This is a genomic window from Robbsia andropogonis (genome assembly GCF_034047095.1).
In the GTDB taxonomy this organism is placed as follows: domain Bacteria; phylum Pseudomonadota; class Gammaproteobacteria; order Burkholderiales; family Burkholderiaceae; genus Robbsia; species Robbsia andropogonis.
In genome coordinates this window covers 266,663-291,601 of record NZ_CP139170.1, presented here as the reverse complement: position 1 = coordinate 291,601, position 24,939 = coordinate 266,663, and the positions used below count along the sequence as shown (strand labels likewise).

The following is a 24,939-nucleotide window of genomic DNA, read 5'->3' as shown; positions in this document are numbered from 1 at the left end:
GCCACGTGCTCCATGCGCTCCCCGCGCCCCCCATTTATGCATCGACGCTTGCCCTTATGTTCAATTCGGCCAGCGCTGCCAGGAGAAGCACAGGCTCCTCGACAGACACTGCTCCCCATAAACCACTTCGCTGGTTTGTCCATCAAAACGCACCGCATAGCGCGACGCGGGCAACGCGTTTTCTCCCGACGATGTTTCACGGAACCAATGCAGCGACGGGTCCGGCACACCGTAGAAGCCGCTACGATGTGGTGCAGCAATGGGCGTAACCGTCAACTGGTCCATCAAGCCGAAGTGATAACCGGGCGACTCATCCCGCCGGCGCTGCAGCGTTGCGTCCGCGCCTATCGACTGCCAGTCGGGCTGCGCGGAAAGCCGCACGTCGGTCCATTCCACCGGCGTCCCACTTGCCGCCAATACACGGCCATTCTGCAAACGCAACACTTCGCCCGCACCGCTGTACCACACATCCACCGTACCGCCCGGCGCCGACTCCTGCGCACCGCGCGCCATCAGGAACGACTTGCCCTGCACCGTCACCAGCAGGTAGGCATACCCTTTGGTCAAGGGCGTACGCGCCACCGAGGCCTGCGAAGAACTGCGCTTGAACTTGATGTAATCCGAGACAGCGGTCACCGGCGCCGAACAGGCACCCAACAACACGGTCGCACAAACGAGAAGACGCGCAATCTGCATAGCTTGTTTTTCAACGCCCCGAGAATCCTGCTGCGCGAGCTCCCTGCCCACGCACGATGTGCCGCATGCACTGATAACAAAGGCTCCCACGCAGACAACGCGAGGAGCCCATGACATCTCAAAAAACTTTCAAACCGACGCGGCGATTTCGCCTCGCACGGCATGCCCTCCTCGCGATACCGGACGGTCAAGGCATGCGATGCGGACGTATTGCCGCCATACCCGAGCATGAAGGAGACAACCTTGTCTTCATGCGATTTGCAGTGCAGACAAAACGTGATCCTTACCCCGCACGCCCCTTCTACTCGGCAAAAGCCGGGCTGCCGCAACGCCAAGTCAGCTCGCCGGCATCTCGCTACGGACAGCATACGGAATCGATACCGCTGGAAAACGGCGCGCTTGGCGGCACATCGCGGTTCAGTCATGTCACGACGGCGTAATGCGCTACCGTCGCGTCGATAGACAACGCCGTTCGGTCCAACTGACCGCTCACAACGTTGCTCAGGCCTCGTTACCGCTGCCTGCTACCCCGACATGACCGAAAGACGGTCTGCGATCGGCAACATCAGCGGCAATCGTTGCCGCGCAGCGTGAGGACCGAACACATTCTAGTGGCGAAAAATCGTCGTCTCAACACCCAGCTTGTATCCAGACGTTTCGAAATCCCACTTTCCGATTATTACCTCGCCCTCGATTGACCGTTTTTACCATTCAATATCGCACGCCATTTTGAAATCCGCGAGACCAGTACGTGCGCCGTTTCGATGCCCCATATTGAAAGTCGACATCACCCTGTCATACGTACGCGTCACACCGTATCCCATTTCATCCAAATACCGGCCTTGGCATCTGTCGAATATCGCCCACATCCCTCGCCATACATCACCGGACCGAAGGCTGGCAACGTCATCGCCCTGGTTCGAAAGCCGCGCCGGACAATGGGCTAAGCGTCGAACATACGGTGCCGGGTCCTGCCATCGCGACATGACGCTAAAACATTAAAGCATGCTCTGGGTGAACGCGTACGCCTGCCCCGCGCAAACAACCGAAACCGGCGCATGCGTCATTAAATGGCAGACATCGCTAACGTAGGAATCCTCTGACAAGACAATGGTCATGGTGCCAATATCGCTGCCATAATGATCACGGTGATAGCATTGAAATACCCAATCGACACGCAGTTGGTCGCCAACCAAAAATAAAGAGCGATGCGCGCCCGGATGACCAATTCGTAAAAGTTGTTTTCTTCCCCAGCCGCGACAATATCCATCTGATAGCATGATGGGTCGCGTCTAATACATTATTTGCCGCCTCGCCCGCATGCGCGCCGGATCATCGGGACCGGTGCGGGCACGATCCGCACCGTATGGTGTTCGGCGGCGCAACGGCTTTGGAGCATTCATGAACCAGATTATCGATTCCGTCTCCGTGACCGCTCCGGCTGTCGGGGATACGACCAGCATTCAGCAGGTCATCCTCGCTGGCGGTTCCGGGTCGCGCTTATGGCCCCTGTCGCGCGAGCATTACCCGAAGCAATTGATCGGTTTGTTAGGAGAGCAGTCGCTGCTCGAATCGACATTGGGCCGGATCGACGGTCTTCGCACGACAAATCGCGTCGCAGCCGAGACATTGCTGGTGTGCGGAGAGGATCATCGGTTTCTGACCGCGGAACAACTTCGGGCGAACGGTCGCGCGGCGCGCATCATCCTCGAACCCATCGGGCGCAATACGGCCCCCGCATTGACCGTTGCGGCGCTTGCCGCGACGACCGATAACAATGATCCGGTCATGGTTGTGATGCCGGCGGATCATGCCGTGGCGGACCAGGACGCATTTGAAAAAGCGGTTGCCCGTGCAGCGGTATACGCACAGGAAGGAGCAGTAGTGGCGCTGGGCATCGTGCCGAATCGTGCGGAAACGGGCTATGGCTACATCAAGGCCGGCGCGAACGTCGGCGAGCACGGCGGCCATGCGCTCGAACGCTTTGTCGAAAAGCCACACCGTGAATTGGCCGAGCAGTACCTGGCCTCCGGTGAATATTGGTGGAACAGCGGCATCTTTATTGTTCGTGCCTCCACATGGCTGCGCGCGATTGCCGCCTATCAGCCGGAAATTCATGCAGCGGTGTCGGACGCGTTCGCACGCGGCAAGGACGATGGCGACTTCTATCGCTTGAATAAAACCGCCTTTACGGCGTGTCCGACGGATTCGATCGATTACGCAGTGATGGAACGGCTAGGCGACGATAGCGGCCTGACTGATATCAAGGCGGTGGTCGTGCCGTTGAACGCCGGATGGTCTGACGTTGGTTCCTGGGACGCGGTCTGGGACATATCGGAAAAGGACACGAACGGCAACGTCGCCCGGGGTCGCGTGATGTTCGAGGGCACGACGTCCACTTTTGCTCATTCCGATGGACGCCTGATTGCCTGCGTCGGCCTGACCGACACGATCGTGGTCGAAACGCCGGACGCCATCCTGGTTGCGGACAAGCAGCATGTGCAGCACGTCAAATCGATCGTCAATCAGTTGAAAAGCAACGGCGATCCGGAAGCGCAAAACCATCGCAAGGTTCATCGCCCGTGGGGTTATTATGATTCGATCGACATGGGCGGACGCTTTCAGGTCAAGCGGATCGTGGTCAACCCAGGGGCGAAGTTGTCACTGCAGATGCACTACCATCGCGCCGAACATTGGATTGTTGTAAGCGGCACGGCGGAAGTAACATGTGGTGACAATGTGATGTTGCTATCGGAAAATCAATCCACCTACATTCCGCTGGGTTACAAGCACCGCTTGGCCAATCCAGGCCGCGTGCCGCTCGAAATCATCGAAGTGCAATCCGGCTCGTATTTGGGCGAGGACGATATCGTTCGCTTCGATGACACCTACGGCCGTGCCTGAGCAGCGCTGAAAAAAGGGAGCTTTTTCTCACTAATAGAAACTCCCTCCCCGTTCACGTGGTAGCCTCTCCACGTTGGTGCCCACGCCCTCACGCCGGCAACGCCGAAATAAAGCGTGAGGCGAGGCGCATTTCACTACATCTCGCCCCTACCCAGGGACGGCGCCGCAGAGTTACATCTATTTCATCCAGATACACTCTAACGCATCTTTGTGCGCATTAACCCCGAACAGTGTATTAATGTCGACATACCCAGAGATCGGGTACCGAATTTCAAAATTCGTCTTATTAAAGAGAACGTTTGATGCAATGACATGCAGTAATTAACATATGACGAAACAACAATCAGATTTCGGCCGATTTTTTAAACGCTTGCGCGCCATTATGGCTTAATCAGACGTTCACTCGACAGCAAATGATTTGATTCGTCGTCGTTTTATAGGCATGCGAGGACGCGCTGGCATTCATTTAGGTACATCTTAGTGGATTTATCGTCCTAAAATGAAATGATACGCATCACGCGCCCAAAAAATTACACAACGGCGATACGGCAAATCACGTGGAAAAATCAATCGGCATCCGGTGCAAATTGGCGTCCGCTACCGTATTACCAGTGAATGCCATGCCCAATACCGGACCGCCCCATGGCGCCCGGCAGGCGGCCTGGGGCCCATCTCACCACGCGGTACGTGATCGCGCGGTGTAATGCCTGGATCAGATCAAGAATCGTGTGCGATCTTCTATAAATGCGATCCACTTTGGCGGTTTTCCACGGCCGGACCAGGTTGCGCCGGTTTCCGGATCGCGGTATTTCGGCGCAACGCTTGCACGTGTTGCTTGCTGTTTAGGCTGGCGGCCTGGCTTTCCGCCAAATCCGAGATCGGCCGCGGTAAGCTGAAAAAGCGCAATCTTCTTGAGTACGGTCTCCAGAGCACCCGCCCTGTCGCGCTCTTTCATCTCATTGATTAAACGATCCAACTCGTCCCGCTGGGCGGTCAATGCACCCAATGTATTGTCGGCTTCTTGCGCCATCGCACTCTCCTTTTACGAACGCTCATTCGTTGCCATGCGCACCACCTTTCTCATCAATAATCACATGATGTAGATGACCAATTTTTGGATTGCATGATCTGAAACTGAAACGCACTCGAATACTACATGAGAATGTTCCTTTCGATAAGAAGTCATTTATCGCTTCGTTTCAATTATGTAAACGTTCTTTCGCGAACCACCTTAAAATCACCGCAAATGTTCATGTATTTTACTACGTCATGGCATCAAATGCCTGTATTGCCAGTATAGATAATCAGTAATAATTGCTTCCGAAGGAAATCGCGTTACGCCAACCTCATTTGAAAAATCTCCTGCCTACCTGATAGTTCACGTCACCGCCAGGAAGGTCGAACGGGTTCATACCGGGTCTCGCCAAATTTGGTAAGGTAAAAGATCGCTGCCCTTGTACGACGACAACGGACGATAAAAGGAGCAACACAATGAATGCATTCGACAAGACCACAGATGCACTAGCAGATGCCGCATCGGAAGGTGCCAAAACGGGCCGTCGGTTTAGCCGGCAGGTTGCCGCGGCTGGCGATGCGGCCGGGTCCGATATTCGCGCGCTACTAAAAGACCTGGAATCCGCCCTGAAGGAAGGCAAGGATGACGACGTCGGCGCACTGCGATCGCGTTTGGAAGCACGTCTGGCTGACGCCAGAGCAACCTACGACGACGCGCAATATACGATTCGCCAAAAGTTGCAAGCGGCGGCAGAGACCACAGACGACTTCGTTCGGGGCCGGCCATGGGAAACCATTGGCGCAGCAGCAGGGATCGCATTCCTGCTTGGCGTGATCATCGGCCGCGGCTAGGCACTATTTCGCCGGCGAAAAAAAACATCGCGTAGCTTCGCGATGTTTTTTGGGTGTGCTGCTTGGCAGCGGCGGCACGCCGGGTCGGACAAAGAAGGCACACACTACCTTCCGTACCTTCCAGCAAGCTCAGTGCAGTGACCGCCCGGGATCAGCGAGCGGGCAGCCAATCTGACGCGGTATTAGGACGGCGCCTTCATCGACACGCTGTCGAGCAGCGTCTTCTTGCCAGCCTTGTAGTCGTACAGCGAGATCACCGGGTTTTGCACGTCCCCGTTCTTCGTGAACTGGATACGACCCAATACGCCGGTGTAATCCGTCGCGGGCATGGCCGCCAGGATCTTCGCCTTGTCGACCGAGTTGGCGCGCTTCATCGCGTCTACGATTACGTACACCGCGTCATACGTGAACGGCGCGTAGATCTGGATCGGCTGGCCGAAGCGGGCTTGATAGCGCTTCGCGAAATCCGCACCGCCAGGCATCTTTTCCAAAGACATGCCGGCTTCCGAGCAGATCACGTTGTCGGTCGCATCGCCCGCCAGTTGCGACAGCTGCTCCGTACACACGCCGTCGCCGGCGAGGATTTTCGAGCGGATAGCCAATTGGCGTGCTTGCTTGGCGAACGGGCCGCCGGTAGCATCCATGCCGCCGAACATGATCACGTCCGGACGTTCTGACTTGATCTTCGTCAGAATGGCGCGGAAGTCTACAGCCTTGTCATTCGTGGCGTCGTGCGACAGCACCTTGATACCCAATGCCTTGGACTTCTTTTCGAACTCGTCCGCCAGACCTTGGCCATATGCCGTTGCGTCATCGACGATTGCCACGCTCTTGGCCTTCAACGTGGTCCCGGCGTACGTTGCCAGCGCCGGGCCTTGCTCGGCATCCGTTGCCACTACACGATAGGCTGTCTTGAAGCCTTGGCGCGTGTAGGTCGGATTCGTTGCTGACGGCGAGATCTGGACGATACCGGCGTCGCTATAGATCTTCGAGGCCGGGATTGTCGTGCCGGAGTTCAAGTGGCCCACCACGGCGACGACCTTGTCGTCCACCAGCTTCTGGGCCACTTGCGTGGCTTGACGCGGGTCACCCGCGTCGTCTTGTGCGTCCAATTGCAGCGTGATCTTCTGGCCACCAATCGTCAGGCCCTTCTTATTGATCTCTTCGATCGCGAGGCGAGCACCGTTCTCATTGTCTTTGCCCAAGTGCGCGATACCGCCTGTCAGCGGCGCGACGTGACCAATCTTAACGATTTCATCGGCGTTCGCCACACCGGCGCTAGCCGCAAAAGCCAGCGTTGCGGCGGCGAGGGGCAGCAATTTAAAAGACACATTACTCATTTAAAACGTCTCCGGTTTCCGGTTCAAGCAAAGTCAGCGCCGAATGATTGAGCGTGAGGCTGTTAAGGTCCTAAGCAGCATCTAAGACCGTGCGAGAGTGTACCGTTACAAAAAAAGTTGCCACCAATATTTGTTCTGAAGAAAAACTCTATTTGAATTTCTCTCAGAAATATGTCAGCACACTCCGTCGAGTGCGAGCGCCACTGCCGACCCGTCCACATGGCGAATCGCTCAGCTCCCGGATGTTATCTCATAAATGATGGCAAACCGACGTTTTCAACTTTGATGAAGAAGCATTTCGGCAATACAGTCGCCTGTATACACATCTTCTTGCGTCACCGGGCGATAAACGCGGCCACCATTGGTCGAGGTAATCCCGCCCGAGCGGCAGGAATGGTGGATGCGCTTAAAGTAAATGCGCTGATATATTTCTAAAATATGCTTACGGGCCGCACCGGAAAACGGCACGTACGCTTTGCGCGTGCATGGCGTGACGGACGACCATCCGCCAGATATCAGATACCAGGCTCTGATAGTAAGCGGTGTGGTGGCACGTCCGGTCGACAGCACTTGCGACAGTAGCGGAGGATTTCTCGCCTGCGCGCCCCATTCGGCGATTTGCCGGGCCGCGAGCCGTCAGCGCGCCACGATCTCCCGCGCACATCAGGTCAGACCGGCTTGAATGGCAAAGCGCAACAAGTCGATATAGGAAAGGAGGCCCAGCTTCAGCATGGCGGAACGCTTCTGGTTACTGACCGTCTTCGGGCTGCGGCCGACATAGGCGGCTACCTCCTTCAAAGAACGCCCGTTCGACAATAGTCGGACAATTTCCGTTTCGCGCGGTGACAGCCGCGCAAGCGACGGCCGGTTTTCCATCCAGACGCCCCGCTCGCCAAGCAACGCCGCATCGCCCCCCGCATCGGGAAAGTGGAGCAGCTCACCGTCCGTCTTCGCCGCGTCGCCGACGCCGTCATTTTCCGATGTGCCCGACCGAGTGGGTGCCCCAGCCTGCCCTGCAGCCCCCCGCGTCACCCACGTTGCCGACGTCCGCGGCGCCCGACGATCCTCGGTTGCCGGACCTGAACGTTCGGCCAGGCTGCACGCCGAGACGTCGCATCGCGTCCACTGACCGAGCGGCAACGTCTTGCCGGTGACACGATTGCTGATGCGCCGACCTTCCCGCCGAGCCTGCCCGGCTTGACCGCTTTCGGACCAAGCCACATTCCCGTTCGGCACGTTTTCCCGTGACGACAGGGCCATTGCGGCATACGTGGCGGCTAGCCTGCCCGGCACACGAGACGCAACCGGTTGGGCCGACATCGGCCCGGTCTCCAAGGTCGACCCAGATGCAACGGTGAGCATCGAGGAAGGCGCTACACACATGGCGCCGCTGGCGAGTACCAGAATCGCCTTCGTCAACACGTCGAGCGGGTCCCGCTTGCACAGGATCGCATCGACCCCCAACGCCAGCGCGGACTCCCGCAATCCCGCGCGATTGAGACTTGTATACAGAATTGTCCGAACGGACGGATGACTTACCCGAATTTGTCGCAGCAGGTACAATCCGTCCGGACTACCGCAATCCTCATCAGATATTAAGTAATCCATAACAAGTACATCGCAATGAATTGCACCTAATGCAGAAAACAATTCCTCGGGCGATCTCACACCTCCGACGAAGGTCATTGACTCAGAGCGACCGATGATGGCGCGTAATCCTTCTATCATTATCGGCTCATCATCGACCACCATTACCCGGATAGCGTCAGGCATGTCATGTCTCCTTCAGCATTCACTTATATAAGTCATCTTACTACGGGTCACTAAGCGAATGCACCCTATCCAATCGGACAAATGGTGTGCTGTCCAGCCGCCATGCGACGCCCCTCCTTCTATCCAAAGGTTCGCACCATGCCGTCATCGCCGATCCGCGCTCCCTTGAGGCCTACCCTTACGCAAGGCAATGTCCGGCACGCCCAGCGCGGCCCTTGCCAATCCGCTTCCTTACCTGCGCCGACGCCGGACGGCTACGGCCTCAACCACGGCGTGCCCGTGGACGACCTGCCGGCCTGGCATGCAACGGACACTCTGCCGCTGACGGCCGTCATCGCCCACGAGTTGCGCATGCCGATGCAAGGCTTGCTCGGCACATTGGAACTACTTAGCGAGACACCGCTTAACGCCCGTCAGCAAGCGCTTTTGCGCATCGGAACCGGTGCGGCGGTCGCGCTGGAACGCATTGCCAATGACGTACTTGACTTCACTAAACTTCGGACGGCGCAGCCTTCCATCGCAGCGGAACCGGTTGATCTGCGTCAAATGATAGAAGACGTGGCTGCATTGCTCGATGCGAAGGTCCCGCATCCCGGCGTCGTGGTGAAGACGCATGTCGACAATACAGTGGCCCCGTGGGTCTCAACGGACCCCATACGACTCAGGCAGCTTCTGCTCAACCTCGTCACCAATGCGTTGAAATTCACTGATGCCGGGCACGTTCTGATTCACGTCTCCCGTTCCACCTCGGGCTTGATGCCACCGCTCTCAAAGCAAGACGGATCAGCCGGTTTCGACACCAACACGCCGTACGTTTCGCCATGCGACGCAACATCCGCGTCGGATTCTGAATCAGTACTGGGACACACTTCCGGAATGCCGCGCGAGTCTGGCACACCATCGGCATACGCGACCGCGCCGCAAGCGATCACAATCGACGTAATTGATACGGGCATCGGCATTCCAGCGCAAGCCCTGGCGACCATATGCCGTCCGTTTGCACAGGTAGACGAACATCTCGCGCGAAACCCGGACGGCAGCGGCCTCGGCCTGGCGATTGCCAAACTGCTGGCCTCACGTCTGGGAGGGTCGCTAACGTTGACGAGCGAGGTGGGGGTGGGCACAACCGCACGCCTCGCCGCCTGCTGGCCGATTGCCAACGCCCCGAACAGCAGGGAGAGCAGCCAGCCCACCACGAAAAACGCCGCGTCGTCGACGCCACCCGCCGATGGCACCTGCCAGAGCGCAACGACTGCCGCCGCGCCGGCACCCGAAAGGGAACCGATGCATCAGCGGCGGCGCGCGAAAACGCCACCCAGCGTGCGGAACGTCAATGGTGCGTTGCATGGCGAGCGGTCGTCCGCACTGCAATCCTATCGCGCTCAGATATTGGTCGTCGATGATCATCCCACCACGCGCCTCGTTCTCGATGCGCAGCTCGGTGCGCTGGGTCATGGTGTCGCGACGGCGGAAAACGCCGATGCCGCGGTGGCATTACTACGGCAACGTCGCTTCGACCTGATGCTCACCGACTGCAAGATGCCAGGGCGTGACGGCCTGTCGTTAGCCGCCGCCTGGCGCCAGGTCGAAGTCTCGGGCGCATTGCCGATGCGCGTGATCGGCCTGACAGCCAATCCGCTTCCGGGCCAGGCAATGCAGCAATACGCGGCAGGATTCGACGAGTGTCTCGTCAAGCCGGTGACCTCCGAGGTGTTAAGCCGTTTGTGCGTCCGCGATTGGCATCCGCGGCACCCGTCGCTGGCCTCTCACCGCGCGCACGTGATCACGGACCAGGCATCGATATTCCAAGACGCGCGTGCGCGGCGACCCGATCACGCGCAACAAGCACCTCTCGATTTACAAAAGCTGCGCAACATATTCGGCAACGCCGTGACGTTGGATCGGGTATTGACGTCGTTCATTGCCGCCACGCTCGAAGACCTGCGCCTGATTGATACGGCGTTTATCCAGCAGCAGCCGGCACGGGCAAGTCAGCGCCCACTGCATCGGCTCACGGGTGGATTGCAGGTGCTGGGTTGCAGCCCATTGGCCAATCACGGAGCGGCATTGGAACACGCGATGACGACGGCATCGCGACGACGAGGACGCAGGCGTGTCACACCGTCGGAGATCGCAAAGGACACACTGCAAGAACGGCGGTTGTCCGATCGCCTTCGCGCTTTCAGTATCGACGTGGTGTTATGTCTAGACTGGGTCGCGCGACAGCGCTTACGCTGACGCGTACGATGACGATCGCGATGGGATGGCGCCGATGCATCTCACGTATCAAGGGCGTCAGACGTCGGCGCAATCGCCAATCGCCAATCGCCAATCGCCAATCGACATAACCGGCTAGTCCATCAACCTAAGCCGTGGAGTTGGGCCATCTGCGCCACATCAATCGCGCTCTCGCAGCACAGCTTGCGCAGCAGGTTCATCTTATGGACCGCTACGGTCTTCTGGCTGATCGACAGTTGTTGGGCAATCATTCGATTGCTGTTGCCCTTGGCAATCAGCATCGCCACCGACAGTTCACGGTTCGATAAGAGATCGAACGGATTGTCGCCATTTCCCGCGCCACCGCAAGGCTTTACGTGAAAGCCTTGCGCCACCAGGCCAATGGCGGCACCCACTTTTTCCATTGCCTCGAATTTATTCAAAAAACCCGCGATATGCATGGCGTTCAAGCGACAGGCGAACATTTCATAGCGCTTGGCTGTGTAGACGAAAATCTTCACCTCCGGATGCAATTGTTGAACGATTCGAATGAAGTCGACACCCGCCATATCCGGCAGATCCAGGTCGACAATGACAAGCTGAAACTTTTCCTCTTCAGACGTGTGGCGCACATCGGCCAATGCGGCACGTCCCTGCCGTGCCGTCATCACATGTTTGAGCTTTCCCGTCACGCCGGCCTTTCTGCATGCGACCTCGATCGCGGCGAATACACAAGGGTGGTCATCGACAACCAGCACATTGCATGGCGCCATCGTTCCCTCGACGCTCTCGGAAGGACTGCCCGTCATAATCTGTTTAGGTTGATCCACGCCTATCCCTTCGTTGTACCAATGAAGCATTGCTTGTTTGATGACACATTGCAACGCGTTGCGACATCACGCAACGTTTTTCATTCCCCGACGGCATTGTGCCTGCTTCCTGCGACGTGTCCCACCGTCGTTTCTTTATCTTCGGCCGGCCAACTCCGCGCTGCCGCAGGGATAAATACTTATCCAGAGTAAATACTCACTGTAAGGTTGAACTTTAGGACAAAGCGCCGCACTCCCCGCCGAAATAGGAATCGTCCGAAGTCGTGCCAGATCGCATCCTCGCCGCCCCTTGGCAGGACCTGGCCTACACGTCTCGGCGCACCATGGCACAATGCATTGGTCACTTCCCGGTCCGGCGCCCACCGTTCGGATGTTGCAATGCAGCGGCGCACTGCACGGCATGCTGTTCCCCTCGCCTATTGGCCTACCATGCACGCTTTACGTCCAACCACGCCGCACGGCGCCTCCCGCACCGCGCTCTTTCTCTTCGCCATGTCGTTGACATGGTCCGCATGGGCACAAGATCGGGATGCGCCGGTCCGCCGATACTCGCCGCCGGCGCGGGTTGCCTGGACGCTCACCGTACTCACCGACGGCAAGGTGGCGGACACGTTCTCAGGCAACACCGCCGTCGGTCAATCGGCAACGGTGACGCGTCAGTGGAACGTCAGCCATCCGGTAGGCTGTGAAGGCGCGCAAACTCGTCCGGTCGCCTTCGCACGAACAATCACGCTTTCGCCGCTCGGTGTGGATAGTCATCAGGTCATCGGCTTCTCGGTCGATACACAGGACACGATCGATGACAACACGCCTTTAACAGTCCGCTCCGATGGCTGTATATTGCCGCCGACACCACGGACCATCACGGCGCATCATCCAGAATGGGATATTGCGTCAGGCCAGTCTGATACGTGGACCATCGTGCCGAAACATCCCACGCTGGCCTACCAACTGGCCGCCCACGTCGCGGCATCGGCATCGGCATCGGCATCGGCATCGGCATCGGCATCGGCATCGGCATCGGCAGCAGTATCGTCCTCCAGCGCGGCGTCCGGCCCGGTGCCGCGATAGCGAAAATCGCGCGCTGCGAGTAAGCTATTTCCATGAGAAATCCGCAAGCACTGGCACATGATGACTTCACCGCGGTGAGTTGGAACCTGCACAAGGGTCGCTCGCCGCTTGGGCTGCAGGTCTGGAAACCGATGCGTGACTGGCTCGCCCGGAGTGGCGCGGATGCCTGCTTCCTTCAGGAAGCCATGGCAAAGCGCTTGCCCGCCGCGCTCGCACCCGCCGGATTTGGCGAACCCACTGAAGATCCGCCCGAGGCGTTATGGCATTGTCAGGCCACGGAGATTGCCGCATCGTTGCAGATGCAGGTGACGCTTGGTCCGAATGTTTTCAAACCATCGTGGCGACACGGGAATGCGATCTTATCGCCGCATCCACTGGATTTGAGTGGTCGCTGGGATATTTCCGCGCACCGCTTCGAGCGGCGCGGGCTGCTTGCCGCGCGCATGACCTACCAGGGCCAGATCATCACCTTGCTGTGTGCCCACCTGGCATTGACTCGCGCGGCGCGACTGCGTCAGATGCGGTGGATTGCCGCCTGGATTGCCACGGGCGCACCGCGTGGTCCGCTGATCCTCGCCGGCGACTTCAATGATTGGAAAAACGACTCGCCGGCCATTTTCGCGGAGGCGGGTTTGATCGAGGTCGCCGGTACGCTGGGCGTCAGTGGACGGACATTTCCGGCGTTTTCCCCGGCGCTGGCGCTCGACAAGATGTTCGTCCGCGGATTGACGCCGGTCAGTTGGGTGGTCCCCGACCAGAAGGCGGCGTGGCTGTCGGATCACCTGCCCTACGTCGCGCGTCTTAGACTGGATCCGCCTTCTGCTGCGTAAAAGCCGCATATCGGGCGCCGCATCGCGGTTATTAGCTTATTTCCATGCAATCTCTGCCTCGCAAGCAGGTCATTTCTGCTCCACCTGGGCGCATCAGGTAAAATACCGAGCTATTTTTGTGGGACCGGGACAGGCCGGGTCGGCCCGCTCGCCCTTATTGCGCCGTCGTGCCTCTGGGTGGCGCCCTTTACGGACAAGAAATGAGTAATCTGAACCAGGAAACCGTCCTGAGCGTACATCATTGGACGGACACGCTCTTCAGTTTCAAATGCACCCGTGACCCGTCCTTCCGCTTTCTGAACGGCCAGTTCACGATGGTCGGGCTACCGGTCGAGGGCAAGCCCTTGCTCCGCGCATACAGCCTGGCAAGCGCAAATTACGAAGAGTCGCTCGAATTCTTGTCGATCAAGGTGCAAGATGGCCCCTTGACCTCGCGGCTGCAACACTTGCAAGCAGGCGACACGGTGATGATCGGCCGCAAGCCGACCGGCACGCTGATCGTCGATAACTTGCTGCCGGGCAAGACGCTGTGGCTGCTGTCCACCGGCACCGGGCTGGCCCCTTTCATGAGCGTGATCAAGGACCCTGACGTCTATGAACGCTATGACCGCATTGTGCTGACCCACACTTGCCGTTTCGAGCGCGAGTTGGCCTATCAGCAATACATTACCGAAACGCTGCCGTCCGATGAGCATTTCGGCGAGTTGATCCGCGACAAATTGACGTACTACCCCACCGTGACGCGTGAGACATTCCGCACGCAGGGCCGCATTACGGATCTGATCTCTTCGGGGAAGCTGTTCACGGACCTCGATCTGCCGCCGTTCTCGGTGGAAAACGACCGCCTTATGCTGTGCGGCAGCCCGCATATGCTGAAAGACACGCGCGCATTGCTGGATGCCGCAGGCTTGAAGGAAGGCAATCACTCCACACCTGGTCACTACGTGATCGAACGTGCGTTTGTTGATTGACGTCGCAACGCTGGCACGGGCCGTGCTGTGAGGATTGACGGGCTATCGCGTACTTTTCCGCACGCAGGGGAAACGTGAAGTCCGACGTGTCGGGTAAACGCCACGCCCGGCTTTGTAACAGTGCCGCCATCAAGTTGATCGAATGGCGTCATCATCAAGGCCGAGCCACCGTACTTTGATGGCTGTCGCACCCTGCTATATCGACGCAAGTCATTGACTTTGAAATGTTTCGCCCTGTAACAAGGCGAAATTGTTTGCAAAGTCGATCGCAGTTTCGGGACATGTGTCGATAATGGGAAACAAGGGACGAACGCGCAGGCACCACCCGTAGTGAAGCGCCACCGTCAATCGGGATCATGCCGCGTCGTTCGCCATCTCGGCGAACGGTGGCGGATTTCAAGACGCCAGACGTTTTTGCGGCGGACCGCTTTGAAGCGGCAAGCACGCGAAACGCACAGACCAGGAGTTATCCAGATGCGCATCGCTCAAATTGCACCGCTCTATGAAGCCGTTCCGCCGAAGTTTTACGGCGGCACCGAACGTGTCGTGTCCTACCTGACCGAGGCCTTGGTCCAGCAGGGACACGACGTCACCCTGTTCGCGAGCGGGGACTCGCAGACCAGCGCCAAGCACGAGGCGGTCTGGCCAAAGGCCTTGCGCCTTGATCCGGCGATCCGCGATTCGAATGCGCCGCATGCATTGCTGCTCGAGACAGTACGCCGCCGTGCGCACGAATTCGACGTGTTGCATTTCCACCTGGACTACGCACCGTTCGCGCTGTTCTCCCAAATGAATGTGCCGTTCGTCACGACGCTGCACGGCCGCCTCGACCTCGTCGAGTTGCAACCGGTATTCGATGCATTCCCCAAGGCGCCGGTCGTTTCCATTTCAGATTCGCAGCGTGCGCCGTTGCGCGCGAATTGGATGAATACCGTTTATCACGGTCTGCCCAGCGATCTGTTGACGCCGCGTCAGGACGTCGCGCCGGGCTACCTGGCATTCCTGGGCCGGATTTGCCCGGAAAAGCGTCCGGACACAGCGATCAAGATTGCCGCGCAGACGGGCATGAAGTTGAAGATAGCGGCAAAGGTCGACAAGGTTGACCAGGAATATTTCGAACGCGAGATCGAACCGTTGCTGTCGACAGCCGATGTCGAATTCATCGGTGAAATCAACGAAGCGCAAAAGCCGGCTTTCCTATCCGGCGCCAAGGCTTTGCTGCTGCCGATCGATTGGCCGGAACCGTTCGGCTTGGTCATGATCGAGGCAATGGCATGCGGTACGCCGGTGATCGCGTTCAATCGTGGCTCGGTGCCGGAAGTCATCGATCATGGCGTAACCGGGTTCATCGTGGAGGATATCTACGGTGCGGTTGCAGCGGTGGATCGTCTGAAGGAACTGCCGCGACGTGCGATCCGTGAGCGTTTCGAAGAACGTTTCACCGCTGACACCATGGCGAGCAACTACGTCGAGGTCTATGAACGCCTGATCAAGGCGCAGTCGATCCCGGCGCTGGAACAAGTCATCAAGGGTCAAGCCGCTTAAGCAGGACAACACGTCATGCTGCCTGCCGCGTGATGGCGCGCGACAGGCAGCAACGTGTCGGGGTCGTAAAGAAGCCAGCATCGTGTTCGAACCGCGCACCAAAGGTGGATAGGACGATGTCCAACGCCAGGGGTGCGGTTTCAATAAGATGTTGGCTTTTTTATTGCCCTCCGTCATGCGCACGTTGTGTGGTCGCAGGCGGCGACGCTGGCCTGTAAGCGTGCAAGCCGAGTCGCTGTCCGCCTTACGTCACGCTCAGCCGTTTTCGAGCATCCGCGTCAGCAGCCCTTCGAGCTGGGTCGCTTCTTCCTTCGAGAAACCTTGCAGCAGTTCGTTGTACACGCCAACGATCAACGGCAGGATCTCCGGGAACAGCGCCCGGCCGCGGTCCGTCAATTCCAGGCTGACCGACCGCCGATCATCGGTACTGCGCGTCCTGCGCACAATATCTTTCTTTTCGAGACGATCGATCAGGCGGGTCATCGCACCTGGATCGTAATCAAGTAACCGGGACAGCTCGGCTGGCGTCGACGCGGTACCCTCGGCCAACGTCACGACGACGCCCCATTGCGCGGCAGTGAGGTCCAGCGCCTCCAGACGCTCGCTTACGCGCTCGAGCAACAAATGCCGCACACGCGTCAGCAATCGCCCGACCGCGCGCTTGTAATCGAAATTCTCGACGGAATAGATGTCTGTCATAAGAGCCTTGAACACGCTGGACGGAGTGGACGGTAAGCTGATTTTTATTGCCATGTCGTTCATTGTCAATGACAAAGGTTGATCACCCGCCTATTTCCGCAAAGCAGTGCAGACAGATCAAATGGTCTGGTGTGCAAAACTGACAGTTTTTTGAAAGCTTTTCCGATTGCACCACTTTGCACTGGCGATGCCCAACAAATTGTGCTGGTGCCCCGGCTGCGACATGCGACGCCTCGCCTGCTACGACGGCATCGAACAGTAAGTATCCGAGCGATCGTTCGATTACGACGCACGAGACTGGCTGACATGCAGATGCGCTAGCGCCCAATCCATCGGCCGGAATGACGTCGAACCAATGCATGGAAGGTCAACACATGCGTTACAAAGCGTAAGAAAGCAGAATCTGGCATCGTCTTACATGCAGGTTGTGATGACCGGCCGACAGACCAGAACAAAAAGGTAGGTAATGATGAAGAACGACCTGGCCGCTTCGGCGGCCGCCACACTATCCAGAGGCGCGGCCCGCGGCGTCTGGCATGCATTCGGGAAGTCGCTGGCCGTCGTCGCATTGGCGGTCGTCGGCTTGCCCGCATTCCATGCCGAGGCTGCCCCGGTGAATATCGGCATCAATGTGGGAACACCCGGCTATGTAGGCGGCCCCCCGCCGCCGCCGCCACCACCACCGCGTCGTTACCGTCGTCGGCATTGGCACCGTCCTCCCCCTCCGCCGCCACCGCCGCCGCATCGTTACCGACACCGTGGTCCGCCGCCGCCGGGCTGGAACCGCTAAAGCACCTCAGGGCTGCTTGATCCAGCCTTGGGCCATCCGCAGCGCACCCGTAGCGGCATCGCCGACCGCGGGACGGAGCCGCGACCGATGACGGCTGGCCAGCGCATCCGCCAGCCAAGGAGCAACACTCCCCGCCAGCACCACCGGTAGCGTCATGCCCGGGTCAAGCGCATCGATCATGGCATCGACGTCAGCCGCGGCACGCATGCGAAGCGACCGAACCGTCGGATGGTCCGGAAAGTCCACCAGCACCCGCATCAGGGACGCGTAATCGGTCTGATTCGCCGACGTCAGCCACGCTTGCAAACGGTCCCGCCCGCTCGCCAAGCCTGACGTGCCATGCGACGGCGCGTCCGCGTTCGGATCATTGGCCGCTGAGTGATGCGCCGGGCCGGCCTCAACTTTTGCGATAGGAGAGGCATCGGCATGGCACGGCGCGGCCGCAACGTTTCCAGTGCGCTCTGGCAACCCCATGGCGTCGATCAACGCCCGCGCCAACGCGTCGATCGGCACGCGGCCGTCGAGCGCCCGCTGCGCATAGCCTGCCGCCTGAAGGCCGAACCACGCGCCGCTCGCCTCATCACCCGCCGGAAAACCGAAGCCACCCACGGTACGCCAACCGTGTTCCGCGTCCATCGCACAACCGATGCTACCGGTCCCCAATGCAATCACGACACCGGCGATGATTTCGTCTTGCGCGTTGTCGTGCGCCCGTGTCGGCGCCTCGGCGCGACTCCGTGCCCGCCCACGGCCCTCTTGGCCGGGTTGCTTTCCAGATTCGCGACCCATCGTGCCATCGATCTTCGTTGTGTCAAGCGCATCGCCCCCGCCGCTGAGCGCGCCGACCCAGGTCGTGAACGCGTCACTGAATACCGACAACCCTCGTAACGGCGGCGCACTGGCGATAAACGCATCGCGCCAAGGCGCATGGTTGTCCCCCGCCAGACCACACGCCATGACGCAATCAGGCCACTGCCACGTAATCCCTGCGGTAGAGAAAGCGTCCGTACAGGCGCGCGTGATGGCGTCCCAGGCACGTTCGATACCAAGGCCAAGGCCAGAAGGACCGGCCGCACCGCGTAATGGCCAGGCAAGACCCACAGGCAGATCATATTGATCAACAACGCCTTTGCTGACGGGCACTCCGCCAGACACATCGGTCGGATGCGGGCTCACAAACGATCGCGCCGTGCCGGCCGGGGTCGCAGATGGCGCATACGGCGCGATCAGCACGCGCGTGCCGGAACCGCCACCATCCACACCGATGCAAAACCGTGCGGTCGCGTTCGCCACCGGTAAGCCGGATGGCCCGACGGACGAGACCGGGAGCACGGTCCCGCCGGACGCCCTGTAGTCGTTCGACATAGGTGATCCAGAGAAATGAAAAGACAATGGCATGCGGCTTGCATGACGGGAATGCCATCACCGGCTTACCGCGTGGCGGATTGTTTCGATAACACCAAGCTGGCCATGCCGCATCCGCGACATGGAAGGTTCGATCAGGGGAGTGCTTTAAATGAAGAAGACATTATCGGTCGCCGCATTCATTGCCGCAGCATGTGCCGTGGTCTCGACCGCTTCAGTTGCACAGAACATGCCACCACAGGACGCCGGGCCCGACCACCATGCGCCCGGCATGCGGCCCTCGCAGCCGGATCGTGGCGGCCCGGGCGCACGCCCGGAAATGCACCGGCCGCCGATGGCGCGCCCTGGCGGTCCGGGACCCGTCGATGCACGCGGTCCGGGACCCGCACCGATGGATGGCGGATGGCGCGAACGCGGGCGCCCACTGCCCCGCGAATACCGAGATCGTCAGTACGTCATCGACAATTATCGCGAGTATCAATTGCAACCGCCACCACGCGGTTACCATTGGGTCGGGGTGAACGGTGACTACTTGCTGGTTGCCATCGGTTCAGGCGTCATCCGGGACATCATCACAGGCCGTTGACCCGCGACGTGCCACTGTCGGCGATGCTGCGCGGCAGGGCACGCGTGACATCGTCGCGCTGTGCCGCGACCTGCGCCGCCGCCGGCTCAGCCGATGCCACCGCGATCTTCGATCGCGTTGCCTGCGCCAGCACAATGGCGGTGGACGGGTCGATCCCCTTCGTGAACGGATGCGGATACACACCGATCACCATCACGACCAACGCCATCGCGCCGAGCACGGTCATTTCACGCAAGCCCAGGTCCTTGAGTTTTGCAACGCGCTCGTTCGCCACCGGTCCGAAGATGATGCGCTTGTACATCCATAGCGTGTAGGCGGCGCTCAACACCATCGTCGATGCCGCGCCCACTCCGATCCAGAAGTTGTACTTGATCGCGCCCATGATGACCATGAACTCGCCGACAAAACCGGACGTGCCCGGCAAACCGACGTTTGCCATCGTGAACACCATCATGAAAACGGCGAAGCGCGGCATGGTATTGATCACACCGCCATAAGCCGTCATCGACTGCGTCTGCATCCGATCGCTCAGCACCCCCATGCAGAGGAACATCGCCCCCGAGACAAAACCATACGAGATCAACTGGACGATCGCCCCAACCACGCCGATCTGGCTGAATATGAACAGGCCAAGCGTGACGAGACCCATATGGGCGACCGACGAATAGGCAATGACCTTGCTCATGTCGGTCTGTGCCAGCGCGACCAGGCTGGCGTAGACCACGGCGATCAGCGACAGCGCGATCAGCAGTGGGGCGAAGAAGTGGCTGGCATCCGGGGTGATCGGCAGTGAAAAGCGCAAGAAGCCGTAGGCACCGAGCTTCAGCACGCTCATCATCACTGAGGCGCCAATCGGCGCTTCCATATGCGCGTCGGGCAGCCAGGTATGAACCGGCCACATCGGGACCTTGACCGCAAACGCCGCGAAGAAGGCCAGGAATATCCAGATTTGCTGCGACAGCGTCAACGGCATCGAGAACCAAGTCGCCATATCGAAGCTATGCGACACGTGATACAGATAGATCAGCGCGACCAGCATCGTCAGCGAGCCGATCAACGAGAAGAAGAAGAACTTGACCGCCGCATACACCCGGTTGGCACCACCCCAGCCGCCAATCAACAGATAGAACGGCACCAGTGTGGCCTCGAAGAACACAAAGAACAGCAGACCATCCTGCGAGGTAAATACCCCGATCAGGAAACCGGATAGCAGCAGGAATGCCGACAGGTATTGCGGCACTCGGATTTTCGACCGCCAGGAAGCCAGCACGATCACCACGGTCGTGAACGCGGTCAGCACCACCAGCCACAGAGAGATGCCGTCGATACCCAGGTGGTAGGTGCTATGCAACGCCGGCAGCCAGTTGGCCTGCTCGACGAATTGCTCGGCGCCGGACGTGGCGTCATAACCGAACACGAGCGGGACGGTCAGCAGCAACCCCAGGATCGCACCGGTCAGCGCCAGCCAGCGCGCTGGCGCCGGCCGCTTCGATGAGCCGACACACAGAATGGCGATGCCGAAAACGATGGGGACCCAGATGGCCAGGCTAAGCAGCGGAAATGATTGCATTGATCAACGAATTCGTTTTTAGCGCGGTGGGACGGTGGACGCTGGCAATGTGCGCGCTTGTCGGACATCGAGCAGGCGCCCGGTGTTAGACAGGAGCACGTCCCGCGTCGGCGTCAGGGCGCGTTCTGTGGCGCGCAAGCGACGCGCGCAGGCGTTCCCCGGGGCGCACCCGAAAACTGCGCCCAATTGTCGCAGCGAAACCTTGGCACCGCAATCGTTACCGCATCCACTCTCGCCGACGGCGCTGTATTTGGGTAAACGAGCATAACCGGTTCACCCTTTTTTTGCAGCACAAGCCCTTGGGCCGACAATACATTTTCAGACAACGGTGCCCATGCCGCTGCGTTTTCGCCGCGCCGGACAATAGTCCATTGCGCGAAATGGTACAAAGCATCCACGTTTTTTTATTGAATGGTGCGCGTATTCACACGGTTTTGACATCGATGTGATGGGGACGCGATTGGTAATTGCCCATTCGTATTGTTCTCATATACGATTTATCGGCAGGCCAAGATTTATCGGCAGGCCAAGACGGTACGCCGCCCGTGGACCCGAACTCGCCGGTCGAATTGATGATTAGAAAAATACCTTTCCCCCTTCAGTCCGGCTTTTCCGCTTCAAGCATGACCGATGACGGTATGTCGGGTGGCGACGGCGGTGGCTCGGGCGTGCCCGGTCAGCCGCCCGGTGTCCTGGCAGCCTCGTCCGGCTCCCATGCGCATTTGCCGCTTTACGCACAGATTCAACGCTTTATTCGCGGCGAGATAGCGAGTGGCCGCTTGAAAGAGGGCGACCAGATCCCCACCGAGGCCGCGTTATGCGAGCAGTTCAAGGCCGCACGCGCCACAGTCGCGCGTGCGGTGCAGCAGTTGGCCCTCGAAGGGTTGATCGTGCGCCGTGCGGGGAGCGGCAGTTTTGTCTCGATGCGCTCGATCAGTGCGCCACTGCAGTTGACGGAGGTGTCGTCGTTCGAGGATAAGCTGGCGCTGGAAGGTGCCAGCGTCAGTTATGAGGTACTGGGCTTCGTCACCCGCGCGGCGGGTGAGGAGCATGGCGCCCTGCTTAAATTGGATGCAACGGAGCGCGTGTTCGAATTGCGCCGCCTGCGCGTCATCGGCGATCAGCGGGCCAGCTTGGAGATCCGGATCATTCCCCCCCGCCATTGGCGGTGCGATCACCGTGGAAATGCTGCATAGCCGGTCGATTCACCGGATTCTCGATGAACTGGGATCACCGGTCCGCCAAGTGGTGGGCAAGATCCGCGCATCCACTGCCACCCCGGACCTGGCCGCCCAGCTCGACGTGGCCCCGGGCAGCGCGCTGCTGATCCGCGATTACACATTGCGTGACGGCGCCGGGCGACCGCTGATCAGCGGCGAGTCCTATTACCGCGCCGAATTCCATATCGACTACATCGTCCAGCAGATCGCCTGAGGCGGATCGGCGTCAGGGCATCATGCAGGTGAACGAAGCCGCCACGTTCGGATTGCCCTTGCCGTTGAAATGCGGATAAGTCGGGTACCGACATAGGGGCCGGGTCCGGCCATTCGTGCCGCGGACGATATCCGCGCCCACCAGCGTTTCGGGTGCCTGACCGTTCGTCACCCAGTGATCCAGCGCGGTCAGTTCGTCGAACGCCGGGATGAACACGCCATTACCGTGCTGGAAGCCCGGCACCAGATAAAGGCGTAGGAAAGCGTCAACGATGGGTTGACCATATCGCGCCACCAACGTTTTATAGAATGCGACGGTTTCGTTAGGGCTGATCACCTCGTCCGCAAGACCGTGCATGATAATGATCTTTCCCCCGTGCGCGATGAACCCCGACAAGTCCGGGTTCATCGCGCCGACGACGTCGGACAGGGCCACCAATCGGTCCAGCCATCGGCCAGGGTGCGACACGTCGAAATGTAGCGTGTCGAACCTTACATCGCGCGTCACGAAGTATTTCATATAGCCATCCGCCTGCGCGAACAGATAGCCGTTGGCGTCAAAGCGCAATGGCCGCGTCAATCGCGGCGAACTACCTAGCCCCAGTCCACTGGTGAAGTCGACGCCGGCAAACACGTTGTAGCCATGATAGCGGGAGACGCCATACGCCAATGAATAGGGCAGCTTCAGGCCATTGCGCAATATCTGAAGCGTATGCATTTGCGCGGGCGTCGCGCAAAGTCGCGCACTGACCCAGTCGCGCTGCTGCGCCGGGCAGCGCAGGGCCGCGATGATCTGGCCTTCACGCTGCCGGCACGCAGCCACGTTCGAGACAATGCCATCACGCAAACCGTCCAGATCGTCACACTGCGACAGCACGATCTCACGGACCCGCCGCTGCAGTGCCGGTCCGACATAACCCGGAGGCCGCACGCCCGCGGTGTCATCGTCACGCGGCAGTTGGTTCGACGCACCGCCACCGTCGCCTCCGGCCGGCTTGCCGCCGTCCGTCTGCGGAGGCACCGGCACGGCATTGTTCCCATCCGTCTGGCCATACGCCGCTTGCCCCACCATCACCCCGATCAGGCGCACGCCGGAGAAGTTTAACGCCGGCGCGTTGGCGATGACGCCGTCATAGTCGTCGGGAAAACGTTGCACCACAGTCAGCGCTTCCCGCCCGCCCGTCGAGCCGCCAGCGAAGTATCGCTCCGATGGGGCACGACCATAGCCCAGCTTGATCAGCGCCGATGCCACGTCGTGCGTCTTCTTCAGATGCCCATAGCCGAAATTGATGACTGCCTCATCATTCGTCGCAAAATTTGCCAGGCTCGCATTCCCTACATGCCCGGAGTCCGAACCGTAGGTGGCGTAGCCTTGAAACAGCGGTGATGCGTAAGGCGCGAACGCGGTAGGTTCGGTACCGGTCACTAGCACGCCGCTATAACCGCCGCCGCCCATCTGCAACGAACGCCCGTTCCAGCGCAATGGCAGATTGACCTCGAACCGGATATCGGGCGTGGTCTCAAGCGTCGCGCGGATCACGCCAACGATCCGGCAATAGGCGCCGTTGCGATTCCCCTGGGCATCCGCGGCGATAAAAGCGGCGTCGTTGATCTGCGCCCCGCGCGTCGGCAAGTCGATCGCCGATGCAGGCACCATCATCTTGTCCAGGCCGTTACACCGAGCGATGAAATCCGATGTCGCGCGTGAGAGGCCCAGGCGCGTGCCCGTCGTGCGGCTGGCCTGTGCCGTTGGCTTTGCAAATCGATCGTCATCACCGGGCGCCACGACGGTCGGCGCTGCCGATGGCACAAGCGGCGCACTCGCCCTTGAAGACGGCACGATACCGGTGGCACCGGTTGCTGCCTCCGACACCGGCGAGATCATCATGGCCAGCACGAGTCCTGCAAATGCGCCGGCCAGCAATACGACACGTACGATGCCAAGATTGGCGCGCGTTCTGTATCTGGTACACACCGCACGTGCAATGACCTTTGACCGGCCGACCGGACCGGCGCGCATCCGTGCGGCAAGCGTGCGGAAAACCAGGGGGCGTTGCGCCGATAAGGCGCGGATAGGATCGTTCAGCACAGACTAGGGCAGTCGCGGAGCCGGTTAAGCGCACCGCATTCGAAAGTGGGCGTTGGAGAATTTCTCCATCCTCTCACATCAGAATGGCAGACGTCTGACTGTTGTGCGTGCGCCGCAACACTGCAAGCGATGCGTTCATCTGTTGCCCACCCACCCCGCGGTAACGGTCATAGGCTAACGTGTCGCACAAAATCGTCCGCGTCAGGTCCTCGCTGGCGACAGCAAGATCCGGATGCTCAAGCAGAAAGCGTCGTAGCGTGGAACCTACCGGCTTGCGCACCACCACCGTTCGCGTATGCAGACACGCCGCGAAAGTCGCATTAGATACAGACGCCGGAACATGCGCTTAGGGATTTGGGATCGT

General features: G+C 59.6%; 22 protein-coding genes and 1 pseudogene. 12 read left to right on the top strand and 11 right to left on the bottom strand.

Annotation, left to right across the window (positions count from 1 at the left end):
- Positions 1–60: 60 nt before the first annotated feature.
- Positions 61–696, bottom strand: a complete 636-nt coding sequence (locus tag SJQ66_RS14845; protein ID WP_024903622.1) for a hypothetical protein — start codon at positions 694–696, stop codon at positions 61–63.
- A gap of 110 nt (positions 697–806) precedes the next feature.
- Between SJQ66_RS14845 and SJQ66_RS14840 the strand changes: the two genes are divergently transcribed.
- Positions 807–1,136, top strand: a complete 330-nt coding sequence (locus SJQ66_RS14840) for a hypothetical protein (protein WP_024903623.1) — start codon at positions 807–809, stop codon at positions 1,134–1,136.
- Between the two features lie 558 nt (positions 1,137–1,694).
- Here SJQ66_RS14840 and SJQ66_RS14835 read toward each other — a convergent pair.
- On the bottom strand, positions 1,695–1,976 hold the full coding sequence (locus tag SJQ66_RS14835) for a hypothetical protein (protein WP_157685037.1): 282 nt from the start codon (positions 1,974–1,976) through the stop codon (positions 1,695–1,697).
- 121 nt (positions 1,977–2,097) lie between these two features.
- Between SJQ66_RS14835 and SJQ66_RS14830 the strand changes: the two genes are divergently transcribed.
- Entirely contained in the window at positions 2,098–3,600 is a 1,503-nt protein-coding gene (locus SJQ66_RS14830) for a mannose-1-phosphate guanylyltransferase/mannose-6-phosphate isomerase (RefSeq protein ID WP_024903624.1), read from the top strand.
- A gap of 712 nt (positions 3,601–4,312) precedes the next feature.
- On the opposite strand, the gene SJQ66_RS14825 is transcribed toward SJQ66_RS14830, so the two are convergent.
- On the bottom strand, positions 4,313–4,630 hold the full coding sequence (locus SJQ66_RS14825) for an H-NS histone family protein (RefSeq protein WP_320534951.1): 318 nt from the start codon (positions 4,628–4,630) through the stop codon (positions 4,313–4,315).
- 461 nt (positions 4,631–5,091) lie between these two features.
- Between SJQ66_RS14825 and SJQ66_RS14820 the strand changes: the two genes are divergently transcribed.
- Entirely contained in the window at positions 5,092–5,466 is a 375-nt protein-coding gene (locus tag SJQ66_RS14820; protein WP_024903625.1) for an ElaB/YgaM/YqjD family protein, read from the top strand.
- Positions 5,467–5,648: 182 nt separating this feature from the next.
- Here the strand turns inward: SJQ66_RS14820 and SJQ66_RS14815 are convergent, their stop codons facing one another.
- Positions 5,649–6,806: a branched-chain amino acid ABC transporter substrate-binding protein gene (locus SJQ66_RS14815; RefSeq protein WP_024903626.1), complete on the bottom strand. Its 1,158-nt coding sequence runs from the start codon at positions 6,804–6,806 to the stop codon at positions 5,649–5,651.
- 663 nt (positions 6,807–7,469) lie between these two features.
- Complete coding sequence (locus SJQ66_RS14810) at positions 7,470–8,579, bottom strand: response regulator (RefSeq protein ID WP_320534950.1); 1,110 nt, start codon at positions 8,577–8,579, stop codon at positions 7,470–7,472.
- Between the two features lie 138 nt (positions 8,580–8,717).
- Here SJQ66_RS14810 and SJQ66_RS14805 point away from each other — a divergent pair, with 138 nt between their 5' ends.
- The gene (locus tag SJQ66_RS14805; protein ID WP_024903628.1) at positions 8,718–10,817 is read left to right on the top strand and encodes an ATP-binding protein; all 2,100 of its coding nucleotides are present in this window, start codon (positions 8,718–8,720) and stop codon (positions 10,815–10,817) included.
- A gap of 122 nt (positions 10,818–10,939) precedes the next feature.
- Here the strand turns inward: SJQ66_RS14805 and SJQ66_RS14800 are convergent, their stop codons facing one another.
- A complete protein-coding gene (locus tag SJQ66_RS14800; RefSeq protein ID WP_301290934.1) occupies positions 10,940–11,569 on the bottom strand; it encodes a LuxR C-terminal-related transcriptional regulator in 630 nt (209 codons plus the stop codon).
- A gap of 435 nt (positions 11,570–12,004) precedes the next feature.
- Here SJQ66_RS14800 and SJQ66_RS14795 point away from each other — a divergent pair, with 435 nt between their 5' ends.
- The 4 genes from SJQ66_RS14795 (at position 12,005) to SJQ66_RS14780 (ending at position 16,043) form a co-directional block, all read left to right on the top strand.
- Positions 12,005–12,697: a hypothetical protein gene (locus SJQ66_RS14795; protein ID WP_320534949.1), complete on the top strand. Its 693-nt coding sequence runs from the start codon at positions 12,005–12,007 to the stop codon at positions 12,695–12,697.
- A 32-nt stretch (positions 12,698–12,729) separates the two neighbouring features.
- Positions 12,730–13,527: an endonuclease/exonuclease/phosphatase family protein gene (locus SJQ66_RS14790; RefSeq protein ID WP_024905914.1), complete on the top strand. Its 798-nt coding sequence runs from the start codon at positions 12,730–12,732 to the stop codon at positions 13,525–13,527.
- Between the two features lie 200 nt (positions 13,528–13,727).
- The gene (locus SJQ66_RS14785; protein WP_024905915.1) at positions 13,728–14,498 is read left to right on the top strand and encodes a ferredoxin--NADP reductase; all 771 of its coding nucleotides are present in this window, start codon (positions 13,728–13,730) and stop codon (positions 14,496–14,498) included.
- Positions 14,499–14,972: 474 nt separating this feature from the next.
- The gene (locus tag SJQ66_RS14780; RefSeq protein WP_024905916.1) at positions 14,973–16,043 is read left to right on the top strand and encodes a glycosyltransferase family 4 protein; all 1,071 of its coding nucleotides are present in this window, start codon (positions 14,973–14,975) and stop codon (positions 16,041–16,043) included.
- Positions 16,044–16,298: 255 nt separating this feature from the next.
- On the opposite strand, the gene SJQ66_RS14775 is transcribed toward SJQ66_RS14780, so the two are convergent.
- The gene (locus tag SJQ66_RS14775) at positions 16,299–16,742 is read right to left on the bottom strand and encodes a MarR family winged helix-turn-helix transcriptional regulator (protein WP_036013235.1); all 444 of its coding nucleotides are present in this window, start codon (positions 16,740–16,742) and stop codon (positions 16,299–16,301) included.
- Positions 16,743–17,208: 466 nt separating this feature from the next.
- On the opposite strand from SJQ66_RS14775, the gene SJQ66_RS14770 reads away from it, so the two are divergent.
- Entirely contained in the window at positions 17,209–17,532 is a 324-nt protein-coding gene (locus tag SJQ66_RS14770; protein ID WP_320534948.1) for a hypothetical protein, read from the top strand.
- Between the two features lie 468 nt (positions 17,533–18,000).
- Here SJQ66_RS14770 and SJQ66_RS14765 read toward each other — a convergent pair.
- Positions 18,001–18,255: pseudogene (locus SJQ66_RS14765) on the bottom strand (hypothetical protein); the annotation flags it as partial.
- A 793-nt stretch (positions 18,256–19,048) separates the two neighbouring features.
- Here SJQ66_RS14765 and SJQ66_RS14760 point away from each other — a divergent pair.
- Complete coding sequence (locus SJQ66_RS14760; RefSeq protein ID WP_253463669.1) at positions 19,049–19,483, top strand: RcnB family protein; 435 nt, start codon at positions 19,049–19,051, stop codon at positions 19,481–19,483.
- Here SJQ66_RS14760 and SJQ66_RS14755 read toward each other — a convergent pair.
- Positions 19,470–21,053 carry a complex I subunit 4 family protein gene (locus SJQ66_RS14755; RefSeq protein ID WP_024905920.1) on the bottom strand — a complete coding sequence of 528 codons (1,584 nt, stop codon included), beginning with the start codon at positions 21,051–21,053 and terminating at the stop codon, positions 19,470–19,472. The genes SJQ66_RS14760 and SJQ66_RS14755 overlap by 14 nt on opposite strands.
- Before the next feature lie 623 nt (positions 21,054–21,676).
- Here SJQ66_RS14755 and SJQ66_RS14750 point away from each other — a divergent pair.
- Together SJQ66_RS14750 and SJQ66_RS14745 are read left to right on the top strand one after the other, a co-directional pair.
- The gene (locus SJQ66_RS14750) at positions 21,677–22,249 is read left to right on the top strand and encodes a GntR family transcriptional regulator (RefSeq protein ID WP_320534947.1); all 573 of its coding nucleotides are present in this window, start codon (positions 21,677–21,679) and stop codon (positions 22,247–22,249) included.
- The gene (locus SJQ66_RS14745) at positions 22,239–22,487 is read left to right on the top strand and encodes a UTRA domain-containing protein (protein WP_320535329.1); all 249 of its coding nucleotides are present in this window, start codon (positions 22,239–22,241) and stop codon (positions 22,485–22,487) included. Before SJQ66_RS14750 ends, SJQ66_RS14745 begins: the two co-directional genes overlap by 11 nt.
- 12 nt (positions 22,488–22,499) lie before the next feature.
- Here the strand turns inward: SJQ66_RS14745 and SJQ66_RS14740 are convergent, their stop codons facing one another.
- Together SJQ66_RS14740 and SJQ66_RS14735 are read right to left on the bottom strand one after the other, a co-directional pair.
- Positions 22,500–24,146, bottom strand: a complete 1,647-nt coding sequence (locus SJQ66_RS14740) for a tannase/feruloyl esterase family alpha/beta hydrolase (protein WP_236693394.1) — start codon at positions 24,144–24,146, stop codon at positions 22,500–22,502.
- Positions 24,147–24,648: 502 nt separating this feature from the next.
- Positions 24,649–24,855: a hypothetical protein gene (locus tag SJQ66_RS14735; RefSeq protein ID WP_157685714.1), complete on the bottom strand. Its 207-nt coding sequence runs from the start codon at positions 24,853–24,855 to the stop codon at positions 24,649–24,651.
- Positions 24,856–24,939 lie beyond the last annotated feature (84 nt).

Bases quoted from the DNA above. Each gene is read 5' to 3' on its own strand.
- SJQ66_RS14845 (WP_024903622.1), bottom strand. From the start codon at position 696: ATGCAGATTGCGCGTCTTCTCGTTTGTGCGACCGTGTTGTTGGGTGCC.
- SJQ66_RS14840 (WP_024903623.1), top strand. From the start codon at position 807: ATGACATCTCAAAAAACTTTCAAACCGACGCGGCGATTTCGCCTCGCA.
- SJQ66_RS14835 (WP_157685037.1), bottom strand. From the start codon at position 1,976: ATGCTATCAGATGGATATTGTCGCGGCTGGGGAAGAAAACAACTTTTA.
- SJQ66_RS14830 (WP_024903624.1), top strand. From the start codon at position 2,098: ATGAACCAGATTATCGATTCCGTCTCCGTGACCGCTCCGGCTGTCGGG.
- SJQ66_RS14825 (WP_320534951.1), bottom strand. From the start codon at position 4,630: ATGGCGCAAGAAGCCGACAATACATTGGGTGCATTGACCGCCCAGCGG.
- SJQ66_RS14820 (WP_024903625.1), top strand. From the start codon at position 5,092: ATGAATGCATTCGACAAGACCACAGATGCACTAGCAGATGCCGCATCG.
- SJQ66_RS14815 (WP_024903626.1), bottom strand. From the start codon at position 6,806: ATGAGTAATGTGTCTTTTAAATTGCTGCCCCTCGCCGCCGCAACGCTG.
- SJQ66_RS14810 (WP_320534950.1), bottom strand. From the start codon at position 8,579: ATGCCTGACGCTATCCGGGTAATGGTGGTCGATGATGAGCCGATAATG.
- SJQ66_RS14805 (WP_024903628.1), top strand. From the start codon at position 8,718: ATGCCGTCATCGCCGATCCGCGCTCCCTTGAGGCCTACCCTTACGCAA.
- SJQ66_RS14800 (WP_301290934.1), bottom strand. From the start codon at position 11,569: ATGGCGCCATGCAATGTGCTGGTTGTCGATGACCACCCTTGTGTATTC.
- SJQ66_RS14795 (WP_320534949.1), top strand. From the start codon at position 12,005: ATGCAGCGGCGCACTGCACGGCATGCTGTTCCCCTCGCCTATTGGCCT.
- SJQ66_RS14790 (WP_024905914.1), top strand. From the start codon at position 12,730: ATGAGAAATCCGCAAGCACTGGCACATGATGACTTCACCGCGGTGAGT.
- SJQ66_RS14785 (WP_024905915.1), top strand. From the start codon at position 13,728: ATGAGTAATCTGAACCAGGAAACCGTCCTGAGCGTACATCATTGGACG.
- SJQ66_RS14780 (WP_024905916.1), top strand. From the start codon at position 14,973: ATGCGCATCGCTCAAATTGCACCGCTCTATGAAGCCGTTCCGCCGAAG.
- SJQ66_RS14775 (WP_036013235.1), bottom strand. From the start codon at position 16,742: ATGACAGACATCTATTCCGTCGAGAATTTCGATTACAAGCGCGCGGTC.
- SJQ66_RS14770 (WP_320534948.1), top strand. From the start codon at position 17,209: ATGATGAAGAACGACCTGGCCGCTTCGGCGGCCGCCACACTATCCAGA.
- SJQ66_RS14760 (WP_253463669.1), top strand. From the start codon at position 19,049: ATGAAGAAGACATTATCGGTCGCCGCATTCATTGCCGCAGCATGTGCC.
- SJQ66_RS14755 (WP_024905920.1), bottom strand. From the start codon at position 21,053: ATGCAATCATTTCCGCTGCTTAGCCTGGCCATCTGGGTCCCCATCGTT.
- SJQ66_RS14750 (WP_320534947.1), top strand. From the start codon at position 21,677: ATGACCGATGACGGTATGTCGGGTGGCGACGGCGGTGGCTCGGGCGTG.
- SJQ66_RS14745 (WP_320535329.1), top strand. From the start codon at position 22,239: ATGCTGCATAGCCGGTCGATTCACCGGATTCTCGATGAACTGGGATCA.
- SJQ66_RS14740 (WP_236693394.1), bottom strand. From the start codon at position 24,146: ATGATGGTGCCTGCATCGGCGATCGACTTGCCGACGCGCGGGGCGCAG.